This window comes from Brakhagea slesvicensis, from assembly GCF_052161625.1.
Lineage (GTDB): Bacteria > Planctomycetota > Planctomycetia > Pirellulales > Pirellulaceae > JBKCUI01.
This window is the reverse complement of the sequence record NZ_CP197412.1, coordinates 536779-556738: the sequence shown is the minus strand read 5'-3', so window position 1 is coordinate 556738 and position 19960 is coordinate 536779. Positions and strand designations below refer to the sequence as shown.

Annotated in this window: 17 protein-coding genes; 5 read left to right on the top strand and 12 right to left on the bottom strand. The window is 53.6% G+C overall.

Annotation, left to right across the window (positions count from 1 at the left end):
- Together SH467x_RS02050 and SH467x_RS02045 are read left to right on the top strand one after the other, a co-directional pair.
- A complete protein-coding gene (locus SH467x_RS02050) occupies positions 1-1869 on the top strand; it encodes a patatin-like phospholipase family protein (protein ID WP_482369657.1) in 1869 nt (622 codons plus the stop codon).
- A 21-nt stretch (positions 1870-1890) separates the two neighbouring features.
- Complete coding sequence (locus SH467x_RS02045) at positions 1891-2865, top strand: Lnb N-terminal periplasmic domain-containing protein (protein WP_482369656.1); 975 nt, start codon at positions 1891-1893, stop codon at positions 2863-2865.
- Between the two features lie 18 nt (positions 2866-2883).
- Here the strand turns inward: SH467x_RS02045 and SH467x_RS02040 are convergent, their stop codons facing one another.
- Positions 2884-3486 (bottom strand): HdeD family acid-resistance protein, encoded by a 603-nt coding sequence (locus tag SH467x_RS02040; RefSeq protein WP_482369655.1) that lies wholly within the window; start codon positions 3484-3486, stop codon positions 2884-2886.
- Between the two features lie 55 nt (positions 3487-3541).
- Positions 3542-4591 (bottom strand): glucose 1-dehydrogenase, encoded by a 1050-nt coding sequence (locus tag SH467x_RS02035; RefSeq protein ID WP_482369654.1) that lies wholly within the window; start codon positions 4589-4591, stop codon positions 3542-3544.
- 396 nt (positions 4592-4987) lie between these two features.
- On the opposite strand from SH467x_RS02035, the gene SH467x_RS02030 reads away from it, so the two are divergent.
- Positions 4988-6442 carry a hypothetical protein gene (locus SH467x_RS02030; protein WP_482369653.1) on the top strand — a complete coding sequence of 485 codons (1455 nt, stop codon included), beginning with the start codon at positions 4988-4990 and terminating at the stop codon, positions 6440-6442.
- Positions 6443-6453: 11 nt separating this feature from the next.
- On the opposite strand, the gene SH467x_RS02025 is transcribed toward SH467x_RS02030, so the two are convergent.
- The 10 genes from SH467x_RS02025 to SH467x_RS01980 all read right to left on the bottom strand — a co-directional run bounded on the left by SH467x_RS02025 (position 6454) and on the right by SH467x_RS01980 (position 18160).
- Positions 6454-8778 carry an arylsulfatase gene (locus tag SH467x_RS02025; protein ID WP_482369652.1) on the bottom strand — a complete coding sequence of 775 codons (2325 nt, stop codon included), beginning with the start codon at positions 8776-8778 and terminating at the stop codon, positions 6454-6456.
- 69 nt (positions 8779-8847) lie between these two features.
- Positions 8848-10548 (bottom strand): FAD-dependent oxidoreductase, encoded by a 1701-nt coding sequence (locus tag SH467x_RS02020; RefSeq protein WP_482369651.1) that lies wholly within the window; start codon positions 10546-10548, stop codon positions 8848-8850.
- Positions 10549-10732: 184 nt separating this feature from the next.
- Complete coding sequence (locus SH467x_RS02015; protein WP_482369650.1) at positions 10733-10891, bottom strand: hypothetical protein; 159 nt, start codon at positions 10889-10891, stop codon at positions 10733-10735.
- A gap of 7 nt (positions 10892-10898) precedes the next feature.
- The gene (locus SH467x_RS02010; protein WP_482369649.1) at positions 10899-11585 is read right to left on the bottom strand and encodes a hypothetical protein; all 687 of its coding nucleotides are present in this window, start codon (positions 11583-11585) and stop codon (positions 10899-10901) included.
- A gap of 24 nt (positions 11586-11609) precedes the next feature.
- On the bottom strand, positions 11610-12920 hold the full coding sequence (locus SH467x_RS02005) for a DUF2254 domain-containing protein (RefSeq protein ID WP_482369648.1): 1311 nt from the start codon (positions 12918-12920) through the stop codon (positions 11610-11612).
- On the bottom strand, positions 12920-13372 hold the full coding sequence (locus SH467x_RS02000; RefSeq protein WP_482369647.1) for a response regulator: 453 nt from the start codon (positions 13370-13372) through the stop codon (positions 12920-12922). Before SH467x_RS02000 ends, SH467x_RS02005 begins: the two co-directional genes overlap by 1 nt.
- A gap of 198 nt (positions 13373-13570) precedes the next feature.
- Positions 13571-14209: a response regulator gene (locus SH467x_RS01995; RefSeq protein ID WP_482369646.1), complete on the bottom strand. Its 639-nt coding sequence runs from the start codon at positions 14207-14209 to the stop codon at positions 13571-13573.
- Positions 14206-15423, bottom strand: coding sequence for a sensor histidine kinase (locus SH467x_RS01990; protein ID WP_482369645.1), 1218 nt, complete (start codon positions 15421-15423; stop codon positions 14206-14208). Before SH467x_RS01990 ends, SH467x_RS01995 begins: the two co-directional genes overlap by 4 nt.
- A 273-nt stretch (positions 15424-15696) precedes the next feature.
- Positions 15697-17262 carry a hypothetical protein gene (locus SH467x_RS01985; protein ID WP_482369644.1) on the bottom strand — a complete coding sequence of 522 codons (1566 nt, stop codon included), beginning with the start codon at positions 17260-17262 and terminating at the stop codon, positions 15697-15699.
- A gap of 4 nt (positions 17263-17266) precedes the next feature.
- Complete coding sequence (locus tag SH467x_RS01980) at positions 17267-18160, bottom strand: YybH family protein (RefSeq protein WP_482369643.1); 894 nt, start codon at positions 18158-18160, stop codon at positions 17267-17269.
- Positions 18161-18548: 388 nt separating this feature from the next.
- On the opposite strand from SH467x_RS01980, the gene SH467x_RS01975 reads away from it, so the two are divergent.
- Both SH467x_RS01975 and SH467x_RS01970 read left to right on the top strand, forming a co-directional pair.
- Positions 18549-19367: a transglutaminase-like domain-containing protein gene (locus SH467x_RS01975; protein WP_482369642.1), complete on the top strand. Its 819-nt coding sequence runs from the start codon at positions 18549-18551 to the stop codon at positions 19365-19367.
- Positions 19364-19924, top strand: coding sequence for a gamma-glutamylcyclotransferase family protein (locus tag SH467x_RS01970; protein WP_482369641.1), 561 nt, complete (start codon positions 19364-19366; stop codon positions 19922-19924). Before SH467x_RS01975 ends, SH467x_RS01970 begins: the two co-directional genes overlap by 4 nt.
- The last annotated feature ends 36 nt before the right edge of the window (positions 19925-19960 follow it).

Genomic DNA, 19960 nt, shown 5'->3' with positions numbered 1-19960 from the left:
ATGCCAAGCTCCACAGCGGATCTCGAACGGATAAAGGGATGGTTGACAGCCATTCGCTTCTGCCATGGCATGGACGCCGAACAGATCGACGCGATTGCCGGCGACTTCAGCATACGGCCATTCGAGGCAGGTGAAACGGTCGCTTCGGCTGGGGATACGGTTACTGAGTTTTGGATTGTTGCCGAGGGAGAGTTTGACTCTTTTTTGACGGACGCGCGGGGACGTGAGAAGCCGCTTGCGATCGTGCGACAAGGTGAGACAGTCGGCGAGGTCATGATTCTAGAAAAGACTCCGGTTCGTCCAATTCGCTTCACCGCGCGGACACACGGTACGCTTCTCGTAGCTCCGGCAGAGTGTCTGTTGCTCTGGATTAAGTCGTACCCGCAGATGATGCAGAATCTCTTCTTTACCCTCAGCGATCGATTCAAGGTCGTTGCTGGTGCAGCATCTCGCCGTTTGCCATCGCCGCGTTTGGGAATTGTTGCGTCATCGCCTCGAGGTTTCGTTTTGGCAGGACGTCTCGCCTCGAAATTGGTGTTCGCCGGCGAACGACTGCGAACTTGGGCTTGCAATCCATCCAACCTGACGGACACAGGGAGTTGGCCAGAAGTCTTACCGATACTCGAGCTTCCGTCGGGCGAATCTCCGCTTTTGCAACCGCCGACGACTGATGTGGATCGGCAAATCGTCGTTTGGTCGCCCAGTTCCGAATCAGGGATGAATTTCAAGGCATTTCTTGGTTGCGATGAAATCCTTTGGCTGCTCGAGCCGGATGACACCAACAATCTGCTCCATTATCTCCGCCTGCTAAAAGCATCCCCAGGAGACCTTGCAGATAAAGTTCGAATCGTTTGGATTTTGAATTCCGAACACCCAGTTGCGCCGATTCTTAGTGGATGGGATTGGAAAAAACCCAACATCAAAGTGATGATCGATTCTTCGAGTGAGTCGTTAAAGCGCCAGGAATCGCAGGGGATCGATCGACTCGCGAGAGCCTTGCGGGGGATATCGTTGGGTATCGCGCTCGCTGGCGGTGGTGCGAAAGGGATGGCTCACTTCGGCGTATTGAAAGCGTTAGAAGAAGCGGGCATTTCCTTTGATGTCATGTCAGGCACCAGCGCGGGCGCGATGGCTGGTATTCTTTACGCATCGGGGATGGCTCCCTCTCAGGCCATCGAGAACTTTCAGCGGGATCTGACCCCTCCCAAACTGATGCAATTCCTACCGAATTGGCCCAATCTGTATTTGGTATCGCAATACCGACGCCGAGCCTGGGATGGGAAGCTGAGGAAATATTTGCACGACTGGAGACTCGAGCAGCTGTCTATCCCATTCCATGCTGTTACGGTTGACTTGGTCCAAGCCCGCACGGTGGTGCGCCACGAAGGAGATGCGGTGCACGCTATCCTCGAGAGTATCAATTTGCCCATCGTCTCGCGACCGATTCTTCGAGATGGAATGGCGCTCGTGGACGGGGGGGTCCTGAACAACCTACCTGCCGATGTCCTAGCAGAAGACGGCGTCGACTTCGTGGTTGGCGTCGACGTCTCCAGCCATGTTCGAAACGAGTTTGCCGGCAACCGCCCTGATATGCCAACCACGAAAATGCGAAATGCCGGCTCCATCGATACCTTGTTCCGAATCTTTGAATCCCAAGCGCACAACATCGGCAAGCTGCGCAACCGAGCGGTGGATTTCTGGATAAAACCGGATACATCGGGCTTTGGTTTGGCGGAGTTTCATCGCACCCAGGTCATCGCAGAAGCCGGGCAAGTCGCGGCACAGAGTATGATCCCTGAACTGACGAAACGATTGAAAGAACTCGAGAGCAAACTTCTTCGAGTGCGTCAAAACAACCTTAGTGCTTAACGGCTTTGAAACGTTCCCTTCATGCATTTACTTGCTTGGCTATTCGTCTTCACTGTGGTGCTGCCGACGACTCTCTGGTTCGCGTTGGCGATTCATTACCACTTTCGGCAACCCTGGCTTCGTATTATCGCATCGCTGGCTCCACTTGCCGTGATGAGCGTTAGTTTGAGCCTTCTCCCCATATTCCCGTGGGTAGTCGGAATCTGGTTGAGTCTCATGGCGATAGGCATCACGTGGTGGCACTCCCTCCGCCCGAAGTCGGACGGTGACTGGCTCGAAGGAATGAAGGTCTTACCCCAGGTAGGAGTCTTGGGCAACACACTGACAATCAACAACTTTCGCCATTTCTCCTACTCGGAAAGCGGCGAAGCGATACCTCACTACGAGGAGCGAAGCTTTGACTTAACGCGTCTCTCCTCGATCGACTATTTTTTAGCCCATTGGTCTGGACCGATCATCGCCCATACCTTGGTAAGCTTTGGCTTTGAGGATGGAAAGTTCCTTTGCATATCGGTCGAGGCACGTCGAGAACGATGGCAGAATTACTCTCCACTCTGGGGTCTGTTCCGTACTTACCAATTGATCTTCGTCGTTGGGGATGAACGCGACATCATCCGATTACGGACCAACATTTGGCAAGACAAAGTCTACATGTATCGTCTTCGCTTGCCCCGGGAGCATCTACACAAACTCCTGTTGGATTACGTCGAACGTATCAACAAACTGAACACGAGCCCCGAATGGTATAACTCGGTCGCAAGCAACTGCACGACAAATTTGTTCTACCAGGGGCGTGCAAAAGTACCCTGGTGGGTGCTTCCGCGGATACTCTTGAACGGACTCTCTGCTCGCGCGATGTATGAGCTTGGGTTCCTAGATCAACAGGTACCATTTGAGGAATTGCAATCCCGGTGTGCGATTCGAGAAAGAGCCCTCGCTGCTGGAGACTCGTCCGATTTCTCAGAACAAATCCGTTCATCCGCTGGCGCGTCTTAAAACTGTCTTCTGATGGCATCAGCCTTCGCCGATTCCATCGACTCGTATTTGAAGACGTTTGATTCGTGTGGCGAGAAAGATCAAGAGGCAGCCCAATGCGAAAGCGGTCAGCCCGATGAGCCAAGAGACCGTAACCACACCCGTGTCGGGCCAAACTACAAACACGACGCCCAGGAGTGCCATGATTCCTCCCGTAGCCGCCATATTGGTTCGTACACCGGTTGATGGATCCAGCTTTCTACTTGAAAGAAATAGTCCGATTCCTTGAAGCAACAACCAGAGCCCCAAGAAGATCATGAATAGCTTGGCGCTGACGCCCGTCCAAATCAACAGTACCAATCCGATCGTCAAACTTGTAATGACCTGAACGAGAGTCGCCCCTTTGTCGCCGCTTCGATAGAGCCAGACGGCGGCGACCACAGCATCGATTAGAAAATAGACCCCGAGTATCTTGATTAGAATCTCCATGGTTCGCTGAGGCCAAACCAATGCGCACAGCGCGAGGACTAAAGTTAAGACACCGCGAGACAGCAAGAACCACCAAATCTCGCCAAGACGTTCATCCATGCGGAGCTTGACTTCCCTCGCTATCTCCTTGACCTGTTCTCTTCGTTCCGACATCGCTCACCTCACAAAAAACGGTTAGGCCACCCATCGATCATTACTTGGGCGTCGATCAAACCTCTGCGAATTGAATAACCACTTTGATATCTTCCGGTTCCCTCACCAGAGCCTTCGCAAAATTCTCGGGAGACTCTCGCCTTGTGATAAGGCGGGCCAACCACGCTCGATCCGCCTTTGCCAAGGCTTCTCCTGCTTTGAACCAGTGTCGTTTGTTCGCATTGACACTACCGAAAATAACGTTGTTCTTGAGAACAGCCGCGGATGCCATGTTCGCCGTAGGGAGATTCGGAATGTGACCACCATGACCTACGCCCGTTAGGCATACGACGCCGCTGGCTGCTACCTTGGCGATGGACTCGGCGATGACTCCACCCGAACCTGTGCATTCCATGATGACATCGGGTTCGAAGTCCAATTCCTCTACGTTACAAGAGTGGTAGGTAGCCCCCAGCTGAGAAACCATTTCGGGTTTGAGGCCACTTTTGGTTCGAGCAAGAACGTGGACATCGAGACCCAATTGCTTCCCAATCAACGCCCCCAACAAACCGATAGGGCCCGCGCCGGTAACGAGTACGGTCTTCGGTTCCCAGAATGCCCGCTGGCCCACGGTCAGAATGTGTTCCCATGCCTTGGTCACGACCGTCGTCGGCTCCAGTAGAACGCCCAAGATGCCAAGAGTAGGATCTACCTTGACCGCATACTCCGGCTCGACCCGCCATCGCTCGCTCATATAACCATCGATCTCTTTGATACCTCTCTCGGTGTAGAGTCCATTGCGGCACATGTCCCATTCCCCCACAGCGCAATTTGGACAGGGAACCGGGTCGGGACGTCGAACGATTCCCACGACGAGATCCCCCTTCTTTAGCCCGCTGCCCGGACCTGGGTCGAGCACGCGTCCCAAAGACTCATGTCCCAAAACAAGGCGGTCTCTCCCCGGTGGAGCCCAACCATATTTGCCCTCCGCTATTTCGATGTCAGTTCCGCACACCCCGACAGCAATCGCCTCTACGAGCACCGAGCCACTCGTCAGGGAGGGCTCCGCGACTTCTTCCAAGCGAATGGTTCCGACTTTTCTGGGTTCGACCGTTATAGCTTTCATAAGCGAGATTCCCTTAGCTCTCGAATCGCATCGCGTCACGCCAAAAATGAGGCTTCATGGTGCCGTCGCCCCTCAAATGCCTATCCAGCTGACTCCAATGCTCCTTGTTTCAATGTGCCGAAGGGGGATACCCCAAGGCACGAGTTGCAGAAACGAACGCTAGTGCGTTCCGGTTGATCCGACCAACCGGCAGCTAGGTGACCAACCAGCAGCTAGTGCAGACTCCTATCCTCGGAGCGGCTCGCCGTAAACGCTATTGTCGAAACTACGATAGCCGCGCTGCGTTTTACGCAGTTGAAGCGATCTCGAGAAAGGAGCGAGACCAGACAATGACTTCGTAATCGACAAAATCGCTAATACCGCTAAACATGGACGAGTCCTCCTGTCGAAGTTGCGATGACGGTGATGTTTAAGACGGCGACTTGGGAGCAGCCTTTAATGCGTGTTTACGCTTACCTCATGGGATGCTTCACTCTAGCGCTGCAGGGAGCCATCTCAACTTCGATGGCTCAGGAACCTCTCGTCCTGAACGACGAACGGACGAACATAAATCTGTCTCGCATCGAACAGCGACTGAGCGATCTCGAAGCTAGCAATCGAGCACTGCAGGAAGAAAATGCTCGATTGCACGATCAATTCCTCGCTAGTCACCCGGACGTCGATGCATTGCAACCTCTCTCTTCGGTGCAGCATACTCCGGGCGATGGTATCACCATATCGATGCTGAACGACAAGAGTCGCCTCACGTTTGGTGCAGCGATGTCTGCACTATCCACCTTCTCCACAAGCCGACAGTTTTCACCAAGCCTCCCTCTGCTCTTGTTCCCCGCATCTCCTTCAGAGCAGGATACAAATACCTTCGGAATCCATGCCCGGCAGAGTTCGCTCAACGCCCGATTCCGTGGTCCAGACGTAGGCGGATTCACTCCAGGGGGCGAGATTTACACGCTCTTCTTCAACGACAACATCACCGATGACAATTACGGGATGTTGGTCTATTTTGCTTACGGCGAATTGAAGAACGATCAATCCCGTTTTGCGGCTGGGATCCAAAAGGACATTTTCAACCCCCTCGGACCGTCGGTGCTACCTATCAGTGTGCTTTACGCATCCGGCAACTCGGGATCCTACCGAGGACAGGTTCGGTGGGAGAGATTCATTCCGATGGAAAATGGCTCAATGATCACGTTTCAAGGAGGATTAAGCGAACCTATCGCGACGCTCGTTCGCGATCGCCTAGTAGACCCATTAGTCGAAGACAACGGGTGGCCGAATTTAGAAGGACGTTTACTGTTGGGATTCGGTGAAGCGGAGGAGTTGGTGGGTGGCCGAAAGCAGCGCTCTTTGGAATTAGGGCTCTCCGCAGTGGTAGGCCAAATTCGCATCACCAAGCCGATTCCAGGCCCTTCAACACCGGGGCCGGACCGAATCGTGGATGATATACAGGCTATAGGATGCGATCTCCAATGCACGCTCACAGACCGAATGGGTGTGAAGGGTGAGGTTTTCATCGGCCAAACCCTCGCCGAATACAACGCAGGAGCTCTGCAGAATTTCAACTCAGAAACCTTCGAAGCCATCCGCTCCATCGGCGGATTCGCTGAGCTTTATTATTACCTTCACCCTCAATTCCATGTTCACTTCGGGTATGGGATCGACGACCCATTCAATAGCGATTTGGCTTCTGGACAAATCTCAAGCAACGAGACCTATTTCACGACCGCGTATTGGGACGTCAGCAAAAACGTCCAATTCGGCGTCGAGATCGACTACCGAACGACGCGCTATCTGTCGCCATTATCAGACGCTGACGGATTCCTGTTCATGAATCAGTTCCTTTGGAGGTTCTGATTTACGAGGTTTCACCGTGCCTCAATCGAGATCCGTTCGATCGTGCCATTAAAATGATTCGACGAGCCATAGTCTGCCACAGGAGTACCAAGATCGACACCGACGTCAGCTAGATCGTCCACAGAGAAAATTCCGGGCTGAGTTTTATTCAATCGACCTTTAGCAAGGACCTCGTTGTTGGCGGAGATCGTTATGGTACCGCCTTTTCCTGGCCCACTCCCCTCGTATTCAAAATCGCAAACAATCGTATGTTTGCCAGACGGTAACGGTTGGGTCGATTGGACGGTGGTGGATTCCAATCCCAGAAAGTTATAAGTGAAAGCAGGCTTCCCCTCCTTCATGTAAAGGGACAATCCGCCGAATCGTCCCCCCTGGCATACCAAGGCACCTTGCGCGGATGCATCGAGAACAACATCCGCCGTAATGCGATAGGACTTGTTTCGAAGGTCGATGAAGACATCGATCCCCATCGCTTTCATGCCCTCGTGAAGTTCCATCTTTGTGCGGCCTTCCATCAAGGTGGGGCGACCTACCAGCGAAGCGTTTGTCCTTTCCAAGACGCGATCATCGATCGGAAGCACATGATACTTTTCAGCTTCCTCCATGAATAGCTTTTGCATCGCTGCTAACCTTTTTGGCTGGGCGGATGCAAGATTGTTCGACAAGCTAAAATCAACCCGAGTGTCGTACAAGTCCCACACATCGTTTTGCAGCGAATTCAGAGGAGCAGATCGCCAAGCAGGCCGATGGATCGTCCGCGCTAGCCATCCGTCTTGATAGATCGCACGATTACCGAACATTTCGAAGTATTGGACATTATGGCGTTCAAGAGCGTTGGCATCGTTGAAAGCATAGGCGAAGCTTTTACCTTCGATCGGATCTTGTTCGATTCCATTCACCATGCGGGGCGCTGGAATACCTGTAACCTCATAAATGGTGGGTGCCACATCGATGACGTGCGAGAACTGGCTGCGAATCTCCCCCTTGCCTTTAATGGCCTTCGGCCAGTGCACCACCATCCCATTTCGTGTTCCACCGAAATCAGATCCCACTTGTTTGGTATACGAAAATGGGGCATCGAGTGCGACGGCCCAACCGGCTGCCATATGCGGATAGGTAGATGGGCCTCCCCATTCGTCGTAATGCTTCAGCATATCCTCCACCTTTTCGGGAACAGCGTTGAAGTAAGTCATCTCACTGAACATCCCGTTCATCTGCCCCTCGGCGCTCGCACCATTGTCGCCTGCGATGAAGAAGAACAACGTGTTGTCCAGTTCACCCGAGGCACGGAGTGCATCGACGAACCGACCGATCTGGTGATCCGTATGTGCGGCAAAACCCGCGTAGACCTCTACCTGACGAGTGAAGAGCTTCTTTTGGTCTGGACTCAAATCGTCCCAATCTTGAATGTCCTCCGGTTTGGGAGCAAGCTTCGTGCCTGCGGGGACGATACCTAGCTCGATTTGTTTGGCAAGAGTCGATTCTCGGAGACGATCCCATCCGGCGTCGAACTTGCCCTTGAATCGATCGGACCATTCTTTTGGAACATGGTGAGGTGCGTGCGTTGCTCCAGGAGCATAGTAAACGAAGAACGGTTTGTCCGGAGCAAGCGACTGCTGGAACTGAGTCCACTGAATCGCTTGATCGGTCATGTCGACCGTGAAGTGATAATCAGGATCGCTGGGCGTTTCAACCAACGTGACGCCGTCATAGAGACTCGGTGCATATTGATTGGTTTCTCCACCGATGAAACCATAGAACTTTTCAAAACCGCTTCGCGTAGGCCAGCGATCTTGCGGACCTACTTGGGAAATCTCCCAAGGTGGAACTTCGTGGCTCTTCCCAAAAAACGCGGTGTTGTATCCGTTTTGACGAAGGACTTCCGCCAACGGAGTGATCGTTTGTGGCCGAACACCATTCATGCCAGGCATGTTGGTGGCTGTCTCGGTAATCGAACCCATATTGTTGGAATGGTGATTGTACCCGGTCAGCAAGGCAGTACGCGTTGGAGCACACACGGCAGTGGTGTGGAAGCGATTGAACCGCAATCCTTCGCGTGCTAACGCGCTAAACGTCGGCATCGGTACAGGACCACCGAAGCAATCTGCAACCCCGAACCCCATATCGTCAATGAGAACCACGACGACATTCGGGGCCCCCTTCGGTGCCTTGACCTCAAAGCGAGTTGGCGGCTGAACCTTTCGCACATCCAACTCCTTTATCGTCGGACGCTTGGGCTCTGGGATCGGTAGGATGTCTCGATTGATCGCTTCTTGTGACAAAACAGGATGCGCTAAGAGCATCCATAAAAAGCCAAACAGCACTATCTTGTACACAGTCGATCTCTCTTGCTCTACGCGTTTTGGGGAATGTCTTTTTATCGATCGTTGCTCGACTTGATTCTATCATCGAGACGCGATGGAACTCATGGCACGCGAAAGCATTCCTCCGGAAACATTGCTGGCACGAATACCGTGCTGTAGCAATATTCGCGTTGCATAATGGGCCCGCTGAGCAGAACGGCACACTACCTTGATCTCTCGGTCTTTGGGTATCTCGGACAATCGCGACCTCAATTGAGGCAGAGGAATATGGATCGAGCCGGGCAGGCCCTCCACAGCCAATTCCGATTTTTCTCGCACGTCGAGGAGGATCGCGTCGCCGATATCTTCCCAATGGCAGATCGGCGAATCCCCTCGAAGAATGTTTCCAGCAATCATGCCCGCGAAATTCACGGGATCCTTGGCACTTCCAAACTGCGGCGAATAGCAGAGTTCTGCCTCTTCCAGATCATAAATCGTAGCCTCCATTTGCAAAAATGCCGCGAGCGCACTAATCCGCTTGTCAACGGCAGGTCCATCCGCGCCGAGCGCTTGAGCACCAAGCAACCGTCCATCGGATTTGCGAAAGAGGACTTTGAGTCCAATCATCTTCGCACCAGGGTAGTAGCCTGCGTGCGAATTGGGAAAGAGGTAGATCTTCTCATAGTCGGTGTCGCCGCGACGCTTTAACGTTTTCTCTGAGACACCTGTCCAAGCCGCAGCGCCACCGAACAATCCAATGATGGAGGTCCCTTGCGTTCCACGGTAGCGGGAATCGCGACCGCAAATGACATCCGCAGCAATGCGCCCTTGCCGATTGGCTGGCCCCGCCAACGCCACAAGACTCTGCTCTCCGGTAACAAAGTCCTTTACCTCGATCGCGTCCCCTACGGCGAAGATATCCGGATCGCTTGTCCGCATTTGATCATCTACGAGAATGCCGCCCCGCTCTCCGATAGCGATCCCCGCTGACTTCGCGAGAGTCGTGTCGGGTCGGACACCGATCGCGAGAATCACCACGTCGGCAGGGAAGGTTTTGCGGGAGCTGGTTTGTACCTCGATGGAATCACCTTCCATTTTTTTGAATCCGACGACTCCGTCGTTTGCGACCACTTTGATTCCATGGCGAATGATATGCCCCTGAACGAGACAAGCAATCTCGGGGTCCAAGGGAGATAGCACATGCGTCGGCTTTTGAATCAAAGTGACATCGAATCCGAGATGCACCAAGTTCTCGGCGGTTTCCAATCCGATAAATCCACCACCGACCACGACCGCACGCGTCACCGGCTTGGCCATTTGAATTCCGGTGTAGCTGCTCATCCCAGCAAGAAAGTCCGTTCCCTTCTTGAGCCACTCAACGATCGCACGTGTGTCAGGGACGGTTCGGACTTGAAAGATTCCTGGCAAATCGATGCCTGGCAAGGCGGGACGGATCGAGGGGGCACCGGGGGATAGTACCAGTTTGTCATACGGCTGCACGGTAACCTCTCCCGACTTCACATCGCGCAAGTTCACCGTTTTGTTCTTCGCATCAATAGCGATCGCCTCGCAATTGGTTCTGCAATCGATCGCGAATTGAGTTCGGAACGTCTGTTCCGTCGCCACCAACAAACTTGACTCTTTCTCAATGACGCCGCCGATGTGGTAAGGCAAACCACAATTGGCGTAGGACACATATGGCCCCCGTTCAACCATCAGAATCTCTGCCGTCTCGTTTAACCTTCGCAAGCGTGCAGCGCACGAGGCTCCTCCAGCGACTCCTCCGACGATTACAACTTTCATAACGAACCCTTGATCGATGGTGATGAACCGGTCTGGCCGAACGATGCTGATATGTCGATTCGAGCCATATAACAAGGAAGGATATTCTGAGGTTCCATCGCGGGGTGAGCCATTCGCAAATCTACCATGTCCAACGTGCGCAAAACGCATCTCGCCGTCTTTGCACTAGGAATGGTCTCAAGGCTCAGAGTTTACGGCTTCCTTCGGAACCGTCCAGCCAATTCCAAACGTGCATCATGGACCACGATACTCCAAGGCCTATAACGACGATCGCCAGCCCCACCGAGCATCCAATAGCGGTATTGCGGATCGCGCCGCGCGAGGCGACGGCGGCGCTCTTCACCTGAGGGTCACTTGCCGTTAGCATCGAAGCGATGCCCCAGATTGGGTTGACTCCCGTCGCGAGCACTCACAACCAAGATGTAGCAACTCACCAACATCACCCACATAGGAAACAGTAAAGCGATCCATGAAAATTGAGTAATGGCCGTCAATATCGCGAGACCAAACACAAACCCGATCAAGCATATAACGTTCGGTAGAACGGAGGATCGCAGCCCAATCGTCGAGGTGACCACCATAAATACGGCAGCCATTCGCATTCCAAAGAAGTTGATGAGCGCGTATACCGCCGCTCGACCAAACTGATAACTTTCGCTTTGAGACCATAGGCCATCGCTCCCCGCAAACGTTTCCAACAAACCCTGCGATAGAGCGACCGCCACAAACAACATGGCAACAAACAAAAGTCCGCTGCCAAGAAATACGGTAGCGAAGAACTTGTCTTCGAGTTGCCCCATGTAGTTGCGAAACGTCGCCATAAACCAAAGAAAGGCAAGCCCTGCGAAGGGAACTAGATTCAGCGACCAACGAACCCAATCGCGCGACGCTTGTCGAGCTAGCCATTCGCCCGGATCATGGGGATCGGAAGGAAGAGCCATCCGAACAATCACCAAGCTGACGCCCAACAACGCAGTGAATACGATCCCACTGACGGCCACCATTCGAGGAGGAGGAGGTATTTTCGATCTTTCCATGAATGACCTTCTTTCGCCTTCTTGCTATCCGAGTCTTGCAGTCGAAACGTCGGGTAGTTTATCAACAGTCGCTCCCCCCACTCCTTGCATATCGCTAACCTCCGCCATCGCACGATCGTCTGGGTCAGAAAACGATCGATCGGCCTTTTTGTGCAAGAGACTCAATTCTCGTTGAAGCACAGCCCGCCGTCCCTCCGGGAGCATATGGATCAAGTATTCCAGCATGGCCCTCAATCGACGAACAACTTGAATACTATCTCCCCCGAATAGACGAATCTCGGTAACCGATAATCGAACGAAGTCTTCCCAGTTTGGAGTTCTATAAACAAGCTGAAATAGTCCTCGTTCATTTTCGAATTGCCCTTCGCTCAAATTGCGTTGGCCAGCCGCCTCGAGAAGATTCTGGATCTGATCGAGAGCCAGCACCGCAGTTGTCGGATCGTTGATTCCCGGTGAAAGCGCCTTAGCGGCAATATCTACAAGGATTCTAAATGCCAACATGGGGTCATTTTCCAATTCTCGCTCTTGATCGAGGAAGACCGAGTTACGCATTCTTTTTGCGAGATACGCATTGGCTTGCTCGGTTAATCGAAACAAAGGCGAACCCGAAGCAACGAAGTCTCCCAACTGAGGCACCAACTCGATCGTGCACTTCGCTGTGTTGGCGAAAGTCCTCAGTCCAGCCCGATCGAATCCGAGGAACACGCCATCTCGATGACTGTTCACCACGAAGGGATGTTCGATAGACATGCTTTTTACGTCTCTGCTCTCTCGTACTATCCCACTAGCATCGACCAGAAGCTCAGGGTACACCGTCTCAATGGTTTCTTTACCCATTAGGGCGATTCTGCGAAGCACCCCGCTTGGTCGCAGTGCTTTGCCCAAATGATCGATCATATAAAGGAAGAGAACCAAGCTTCCAATGCAGCTGAAATTGGCAAGCTGCGTGGTCAACATGGGTGCCGACTCGTCAATTCTCGCCAACGTGGCCAATGTAACCGTGAAAGTAAACACGAAGGCGGTTATGGATAACTTGGTCACTGGATCGCGAAAGACGATCCCTATGATTCGGGGCGAAAGCTGAGAGCTTGCAATTTGCAATACCACCAAGAGAGCAGACGATACGAACACGACCAAGGTAAATATTGAAGAAGCTAGCGCTCCAAGCACCGCGCGTGCGCTATCGGGATTCAAGGAGGATTTGAGACCCATTTCCATCTCGAACCAGTGCAAACCTCGCACGATGAAAATTCCGACACCCATTCCAAGGGCGGGCAATAACCAGATGGAGTTCCGAATGTAGTGCTGAACACGAACCCGTTGAAGCCACGTCATCAATCATCTCCAGACTGGATCGCAAGTTGATTTTCGAGCCGCTTAAGCTCATCGTTTTCCGCGTAGACCAAAGGAGAAACAAAGCTTCGACCTGCCATCGCCGCGTAAACGGCAGGGAGTATATCGGTGCCTATCGCTCGCCTAACGACATACCCCTTCGCGCCCGCTGCGATCACTCGGTGAGCGACGGAAATATCTTCGTAGACGCTCAGAATAACTAATCGCAAACTGGAATGGCTCTCCAACAATCGCTCTGCAAGACACAAATCCGATTTTTCTGAGATCGCTAAATCGACGATCACCAAATCGGGAGAAAGCTTCAACGTTGCGTGAAACAAAGACCTCTCGTCCGCAACCAAAACAATCGTGTCGAATAGGTCTTGAAAGAGAACTTGTGTTCCCTCCAGCACTCCCAGATGCCGTCCAGCAAGGACAAGGCCCCCTTCTTTCATAGCAAATCAAGTCTCCCTAACACCCCATCGGACATATGCCCATGCGAACCGCGCAGCGGCGACGACACGGACAAACATTTCCTGCAAGTCCTTTCATTGTCGTGGGGCGTCCGAGGATGACCATTCGCAAAACTACGCCATAGAACCTGCGCATTGCGCAGATATTCAATACATCCCTCGTAACGCAGGCAGGGATCGTCACATCGAAATGATGCCACTGCGGATCGCGTATTGAACCAGTTCGGCTGTCGATTTGAATCCGAGCGCGTCCAAAGCATTCGCTTTATGAGCTTCGGCTGTCCGGACGGATATTTTCAGGCTTGAGGCGATCTGCTTCGCCGACAATCCCTCCGCAACCAGCTTCACCACCTCCAGTTGCCTCGCCGTTAGATGGCCATGCGAGTCCTTCGATTCGCCCTCATGACGAAATGAATCGAGCAACTCCCCCGCAATCATTTGCGAAACAAAAGTTCTTCCTTGAACAGCCTCACGAATGGCCGTGACCAACTCAGAAGATGCAGCATGTTTTAGCAGATAGCCGACGGCCCCAACCTCCAAAGCACGCCTGGCATAAATGACTTCGCGATGCTGAGTCAGTACAATGACGCGAGCAGCCAATCCCAGCTCGCGAATTCTCTCCGCTGCTTCCAGCCCGCTTCGCGACGGCATGCTAACGTCGGTAATGATCACATCGGGCTGAAACGTTTTTGCAGCTTCGATCATTTCGTTTCCGTCTTGAGCAAGTCCTACGACCTCGAACTCCGGCTCTAACAGAACACGTAGCCCCTCGGCAAATAGCTGGTGGTCATCGGCGATTAGTATGCGATATCGCTTCATACCACTTCGCTATCGAGAGGTGCGCGGACTGCGATCATCGTTCCCTTACCGGGGGATGACGTGACGGAAAGTTTTGCTCGAACGAGACTGACTCGCTCCAGCATGCTTGCAAGCCCGATCCCTGCGCGATGATGTGCCTGCAACGGATCGAATCCGACACCTTCGTCACGAATCGTGATGACCAAGTCGCCTTTTTCCTCGAAAAGCCGAACCCAACACTTGGAAACGGCCGCATGCTTCGCCAGGTTTCGCAGCGCCTCCTGCGCCACGCGATAAATGCACAATTCCACTTCATGGGGCATATCGGGCGATGCTGCATCGGTTTGAAAGTCGACGACAATCCCCTCTCGCCGGGAGAACGCATTGCACTCGCAACGCAGTGCCTCGACCAAGCCGAGATCTTCGAGAATCGCAGGGTGGAGCTGTCGAGACAAATCATGAACATCGCCTGAAAGACTGGCTAATCGTTCCTGGATCGTTCTCATCATGGGAACGGCAACCGAGGGGTCGTCGATTGATTTTTCAAGCATCGCTAGATCCAGTCCGAGAACTGCCAGCCGTTGAGTCCAATCGTCATGCATCTCGCGGGCGATCAGACGCCGCTCGTCCTCTTGCGCTTCGATCAACTTGGTAGCAAGTCTGCGGAGTGATTCGTCCGCTTGCTTGCGAGCCAACGCATTGGTGAAGATGTCGCCTACGAGACGAAGCCGCTGCACCAAGTCGTCCGGCCATTCGATGCGTCTGCGAAACGAGGCAAATCCTATTCCACCGACGATCACTCCCGAGGCCTTCAGTGGTATTGTCAGTTGCGACTTCAGCCCCGATTGGAGCACGTACTCTCTCTCTGCTTGCGCCTCGGAGTCGCCAACGACATCTTCCAGCAATTGAAACGGAATTCCTTCCTGCACCTTCCTTGCATAGATCGGGAATTGCGATTCCAAAACGACCTTGGGCGCCGGAGGGACGCCCTCGATCTGATAGGAGTGCGTGATCGCGATACCAGCTCCGCCGAGCATGGTTTGGCCTAAGCCACATCGATCAATCCCGAGAAACTCGACCACTCTTTTCAGTCCTGCGAGGATGTAAGCGTCGACTTGTGGAGCAGATATGTTAACGAAGTTAGCAGACAGGTCAGATAAAAACTCTTCGAACTGGACTCGGTCGCGAATTGATAATGCAATGGGACAACCGGCTAGCTCAAGCTGTTCGTGCACCGATCCCGTACTAGTGGTTAAGTCGAGACCCTCGGGTAATCGTTCGCACTTGGACCCGTTCAAGGTAGGTAGAGGTGGCGCTGGGGCAGTGCTTCGCTGGGCGGGATTCATCCGAAGTAGACCTCCAATGGTGCATCAAGGCGTCGTCCTGCAGTGGACAAAGGCGAGAATGGAATTCTACCCTGTCGTGTTACTGCTTGCGAGCTTGTAGCCGCTATTGAGTCTACTTCGGTTGAGTATTGTTGCTATTTCCTTTGCAGAGATAGGCCTGAATCAGGGATTCCCGGTCGCTTGGGCTGCAGGTTCCTCTAACCGAACCATCAACCACTGTTGGGTTTGGCCATCGGCGAAATGAACCAACGCGGGGGAAGAGTCCTGCGTCAAATTCACAACTCCAGTCTCCATGATCGGTCGTGTCTTTCCCTTCACGGTCCAAGCAGCTCGTTGCGATTCTTTGTCCGCGACCCCTTCGATCTCTTGCGTGCCGCCGGTGGTGGTGTTGCGAAGTGTGCCTGCAATGGCCCCTTCTCGGCTGATCGCAAGCTGCAGGAACATCGTCGGATTGGGGCCCGATTTTTCGCCATCCTGGGTCAATGCAAACACACCGAGCGGCATCCACTCTGCCCGATCCGGTGCAACTTCCGGTGCGCTTTGAAGGATCGTCTCGGCTTGCGCTGCGTACTCTTCCGCAGTGGCAACTGGCTGATCTCCATAGTAAACCGAATTGTCTTCGTAATAGACATTCTCGCCATAGCTGTAGGGCACCGGCTCACTCCAGCCGTAGCTGCCGCACCATCCCGCCACCGAGCCCCAAGTGGCCCAGCGATACGGTCGGGTGATTCTCATCGCCGCCCACCCAGGATACTCGGACCAAAAATCAAGCCGTGGATAGTTGTCCCTCACTTGATCCCGAACTTCGTCGCGACGATTCATTCGGTCCTGTTGGTACTGGTCACGATTCTCGATGCGTCCCGCTCGGTTGTCCGAGAGAGAGCCGTTCGCAATCGGTCGATTCTCCAGCCCCGGCCGATTCTCCAAACCGGGCCTGTTTTCGATGCCTGGTCTGTTCTCGATGCCAGGTCTGTTTGCAATTCCGGGTCGGTCTGCAACGCCGGGCCTATCGGCCAGCCCTGCTCCAGGACGGACACCCTCGGCAGGAAGCGTCCCTGGTCTGGCTCCTGAACCTCGCAAGAAATCTGCTGCAGCTCCTCCACCTGCGATACCAGCCCCACCGATCCCGCCCGGAACGTTTCCAGGAAGCGTGCTGGGTCGCCCACCACCACCCGAAGGCCGAAGATCTAAGAAATCATTGAGTTGGCCTGCGGAAGGTCGGGAGCCGGGAAGGGTTCCAGCGCCCGGACGAGCGCCACCCGCGACGCCGCCTTGCCCCGGACGAGCGCCACCCACGGCACCGCCTTGCCCTGGACGAACGCCACCCACTGCACCTGTCGAAGGCCTTGCACCTCCAATACCGCCCGGCGTGGGTCTAGCCCCTCCAATTCCCCCTGGTGAAGGTCTCGCGCCACCCACGCCACCCGGCATGGGTCTCGCTCCGCCGATTGCACCCGTCGATGGACGCGCTCCCCCCATGCCGCCAGGGGATGGTCGAGATGCCATAGGTGGCGATGGACGACTCATCGACGGAGAGCGATTGATCGAAGGACTTGGGCGACTCATTCCTGCACCTCCCCCCATGCTTCTACCTGCACCTCCGCCCCCCATGCTTCGGCCACCACCCCCTCCACCGCCGCCGCGCCCGCCACGCGCATCCGCATCGTCCGCTTGCGCGAGGAGCAAGACCAGTGTTGCCAACCCAGTCCGAATGATTGATTTCTTCATGTTGTTATTCCTTCGTCACTTGGACTTCGTCAATGTTGGGTAGTAGCTCGCCATCCAGCGTTCGATTGATCGACTTCAACGTCATGGTGTTGTCGTCGATGCGAGTCATCATGTTGATGGCAGAGGATTTCCGACCATCGGGTAAAACTCCCGTCTGCTCGACTGTCCAACGTTCACCTTTCTTGACCCATGTCCCTTGTCCGAATCCGCCATCGGAGTCAAACACCCAAGATCGAATCTGCTTGTTGGACGGATCCCATCCAATGATCTGGATACCTGACATATCGATGCGATCGGCGACCTGCACAGCGAACGAACGAATCAAGAAGTTCTCGTTACGACTCCATTGGCAATCGGTAACCACGGAAGCTACTTCGTCCTGATCCACCCAGTGGCCAACCAGCCACTCGAGATCCTTTAGTTTCTCATAGTTCGATAGAGGTTGGATAACGTCCTCTTCGGAGATGCGATCCAAAAGCCAAGCATCGTCCCGTTTAACATAGACGGCAGTGTACTCGCTCTCTTCAACATCTCCCTTCGGGTGAATCGATTTGGCTGATCCCGTTTCTATAGCGACGCTGGGCGAGACAAACTGAATCGACTGGGTCGTCGCCTCCAGCTTGATGCCTTTTGACTCTTCAAAGATGCCAGCGAACTGCTTTTCAATAGCGTCTCTGCCGACAACTTGAACACCACTGATCGGATTCGTGTACACGGCATTCGTGGACCACATCGTCGCCAAGCCTTTTGCATCCGCCTTGTTAAAGGCATCCACGTAGGACGCTACCGCTTTGCGAATCGCCGCGTCATCCTTCTCTCGCTGACCGGGCTCATCGGCTTTGGCCGCGGAAATCGCGCATCCGATCAGCCCAAGGGTTAAAAGTATTCGACTCATCATCCTTCCTCTCAGCTCAAAGTTGTCTTCATTCTGGCTGCCGCCTTCCAACGCTTTCCTAGGAGCGTCACTTTCAAGGCAACAACGGATCGAGCCCCTCATCCTATGGCTGCGTGCGGAAAAGACATTTCGGAAAACTACGGGCATGCCATTGCGCAATGCGCAGTACAGGCTTTATCAAAGCTTGAAAAGACCTCCTGTCGCAAATAGGCGCTAAATACGTATCTTGTTGCGGTAATTTCGCATTCGAACGTGCCCTTGGCCTGTAGAATTCACCGCAGTCGTTTTAATGACCTTTCATGAGGTGCCGTTTTTTTGCGAGTGGACTCGATGGCGATAAACTTGGCGAAGCAAGAAACGTTCAATCGAGTCCCTTTCAAAAGAACAAACAATGTTGATTCGCGCGGGCTACGAGATCGGATTTGAGTTGCCCGAACCATCGCCGATACTGCTCATGCTGTATCTCCATCCATCGCGGGATGCGACAACTCGAAAGGGGGATCAATTGGAGGTCCAGCCGCGGTCTCCAGTGTCCAACTACATCGATTCGTACGGAAACCGATGTGGCCGGCTCGTGGCTTCTGCGGGTCATCTCACATTAAGAAACGAAATCGAGGTGGAAGATTGCGGCTTGCCGGAGATGCAGCACACCCATTCGCCTCAGCATCTCGTTCAAGATCTTCCGAACGAAGCAGTACTCTTTCTTCTTGCGAGTCGCTATTGCGAGGTCGATAGCGACCTTCGAGACATTGCTTGGGCGTTGTTTGGGAAAACGACACCTGGGTGGGCGAGAGTTCAAGCGATTTGCGATTTCGTCCATCAACACATTCGCTTTGACTATATGCAGGCTCGAGCAACTCGGACCGCCCATGAGGTCTACCGAGAACGAGTTGGGGTTTGTCGAGACTTCACGCATCTAGCGATAACACTCTGTCGATGCTGTAATATCCCAGCTCGGTACTGCACGGGTTATCTAGGCGACATCGGTGTCCCTCCAGTGGACGCCCCCATGGATTTTAGCGCGTGGTTCGAAGCGTACTTGGGAGGAGATTGGCATCCTTTTGACGCGAGGAATAACACACCTCGCATCGGCCGAGTGCTTATGGCTCGCGGCCGCGATGCCGCAGATGTCGCTCTCACAACCATTTTCGGTGAGAATCGACTTCAATCCTTCCGGGTTTGGACCGACGAAATTACTCCCAAGGCATGATCGACCATCCAAACGTTTCAGAACTGTCGTCGACCAATGCTGGAGACTCCGAAGGCAACAATGCACAAGCATTCGATCATTGGTACTTTGCCTACGGAAGCAACCTTTGTGTAGAGCAGATTCGAATTCGACTGGGAACTCATGTTTTCGACCATCAGGGGAACGAAGAACTGCGCCCTCGTTTGGCGAAGTTGCCCAACCATCAAGTCGACTTCAGCATGCTGGCAAGCGACGGACACTACTACGCTAACCTTGCTCCCTCCCTCGGCGAGGTAATCGGAGTGCTCTATCGATGCGATTCCATTGCCTTGCTAAAACTTGATGTGTTTGAAGATGGCTATCATCGGCGTTGCGTAACCGTATTCGACGCAACAGGACAAGCTTATGATGCGGAGGTCTACGTCGCGAGGCCAGAGAATGTGGTCACCTCTGGCAAGCCCACTCCTGAGTATCTAAACCGTATCCTTCGTGGGGGGCTTTCCCATGGGGTACCAGTGGACTATCTCCTTTGCCTTGAAATGCTAGCAGGAAGATCCGTTACGAACTCCACTTTATAGCTTTACCAATTCATGCTTAGAGTTGTTAGCAGGCTG

Coding starts and splice junctions, on each gene's coding strand:
- SH467x_RS02050 (WP_482369657.1), top strand. CDS start 1: ATGCCAAGCTCCACAGCGGATCTCGAACGGATAAAGGGATGGTTGACA.
- SH467x_RS02045 (WP_482369656.1), top strand. CDS start 1,891: ATGCATTTACTTGCTTGGCTATTCGTCTTCACTGTGGTGCTGCCGACG.
- SH467x_RS02040 (WP_482369655.1), bottom strand. CDS start 3,486: ATGTCGGAACGAAGAGAACAGGTCAAGGAGATAGCGAGGGAAGTCAAG.
- SH467x_RS02035 (WP_482369654.1), bottom strand. CDS start 4,591: ATGAAAGCTATAACGGTCGAACCCAGAAAAGTCGGAACCATTCGCTTG.
- SH467x_RS02030 (WP_482369653.1), top strand. CDS start 4,988: ATGACGGTGATGTTTAAGACGGCGACTTGGGAGCAGCCTTTAATGCGT.
- SH467x_RS02020 (WP_482369651.1), bottom strand. CDS start 10,548: ATGAAAGTTGTAATCGTCGGAGGAGTCGCTGGAGGAGCCTCGTGCGCT.
- SH467x_RS02010 (WP_482369649.1), bottom strand. CDS start 11,585: ATGGAAAGATCGAAAATACCTCCTCCTCCTCGAATGGTGGCCGTCAGT.
- SH467x_RS02005 (WP_482369648.1), bottom strand. CDS start 12,920: ATGACGTGGCTTCAACGGGTTCGTGTTCAGCACTACATTCGGAACTCC.
- SH467x_RS02000 (WP_482369647.1), bottom strand. CDS start 13,372: ATGAAAGAAGGGGGCCTTGTCCTTGCTGGACGGCATCTGGGAGTGCTG.
- SH467x_RS01995 (WP_482369646.1), bottom strand. CDS start 14,209: ATGAAGCGATATCGCATACTAATCGCCGATGACCACCAGCTATTTGCC.
- SH467x_RS01985 (WP_482369644.1), bottom strand. CDS start 17,262: ATGAAGAAATCAATCATTCGGACTGGGTTGGCAACACTGGTCTTGCTC.
- SH467x_RS01980 (WP_482369643.1), bottom strand. CDS start 18,160: ATGATGAGTCGAATACTTTTAACCCTTGGGCTGATCGGATGCGCGATT.
- SH467x_RS01975 (WP_482369642.1), top strand. CDS start 18,549: ATGTTGATTCGCGCGGGCTACGAGATCGGATTTGAGTTGCCCGAACCA.
- SH467x_RS01970 (WP_482369641.1), top strand. CDS start 19,364: ATGATCGACCATCCAAACGTTTCAGAACTGTCGTCGACCAATGCTGGA.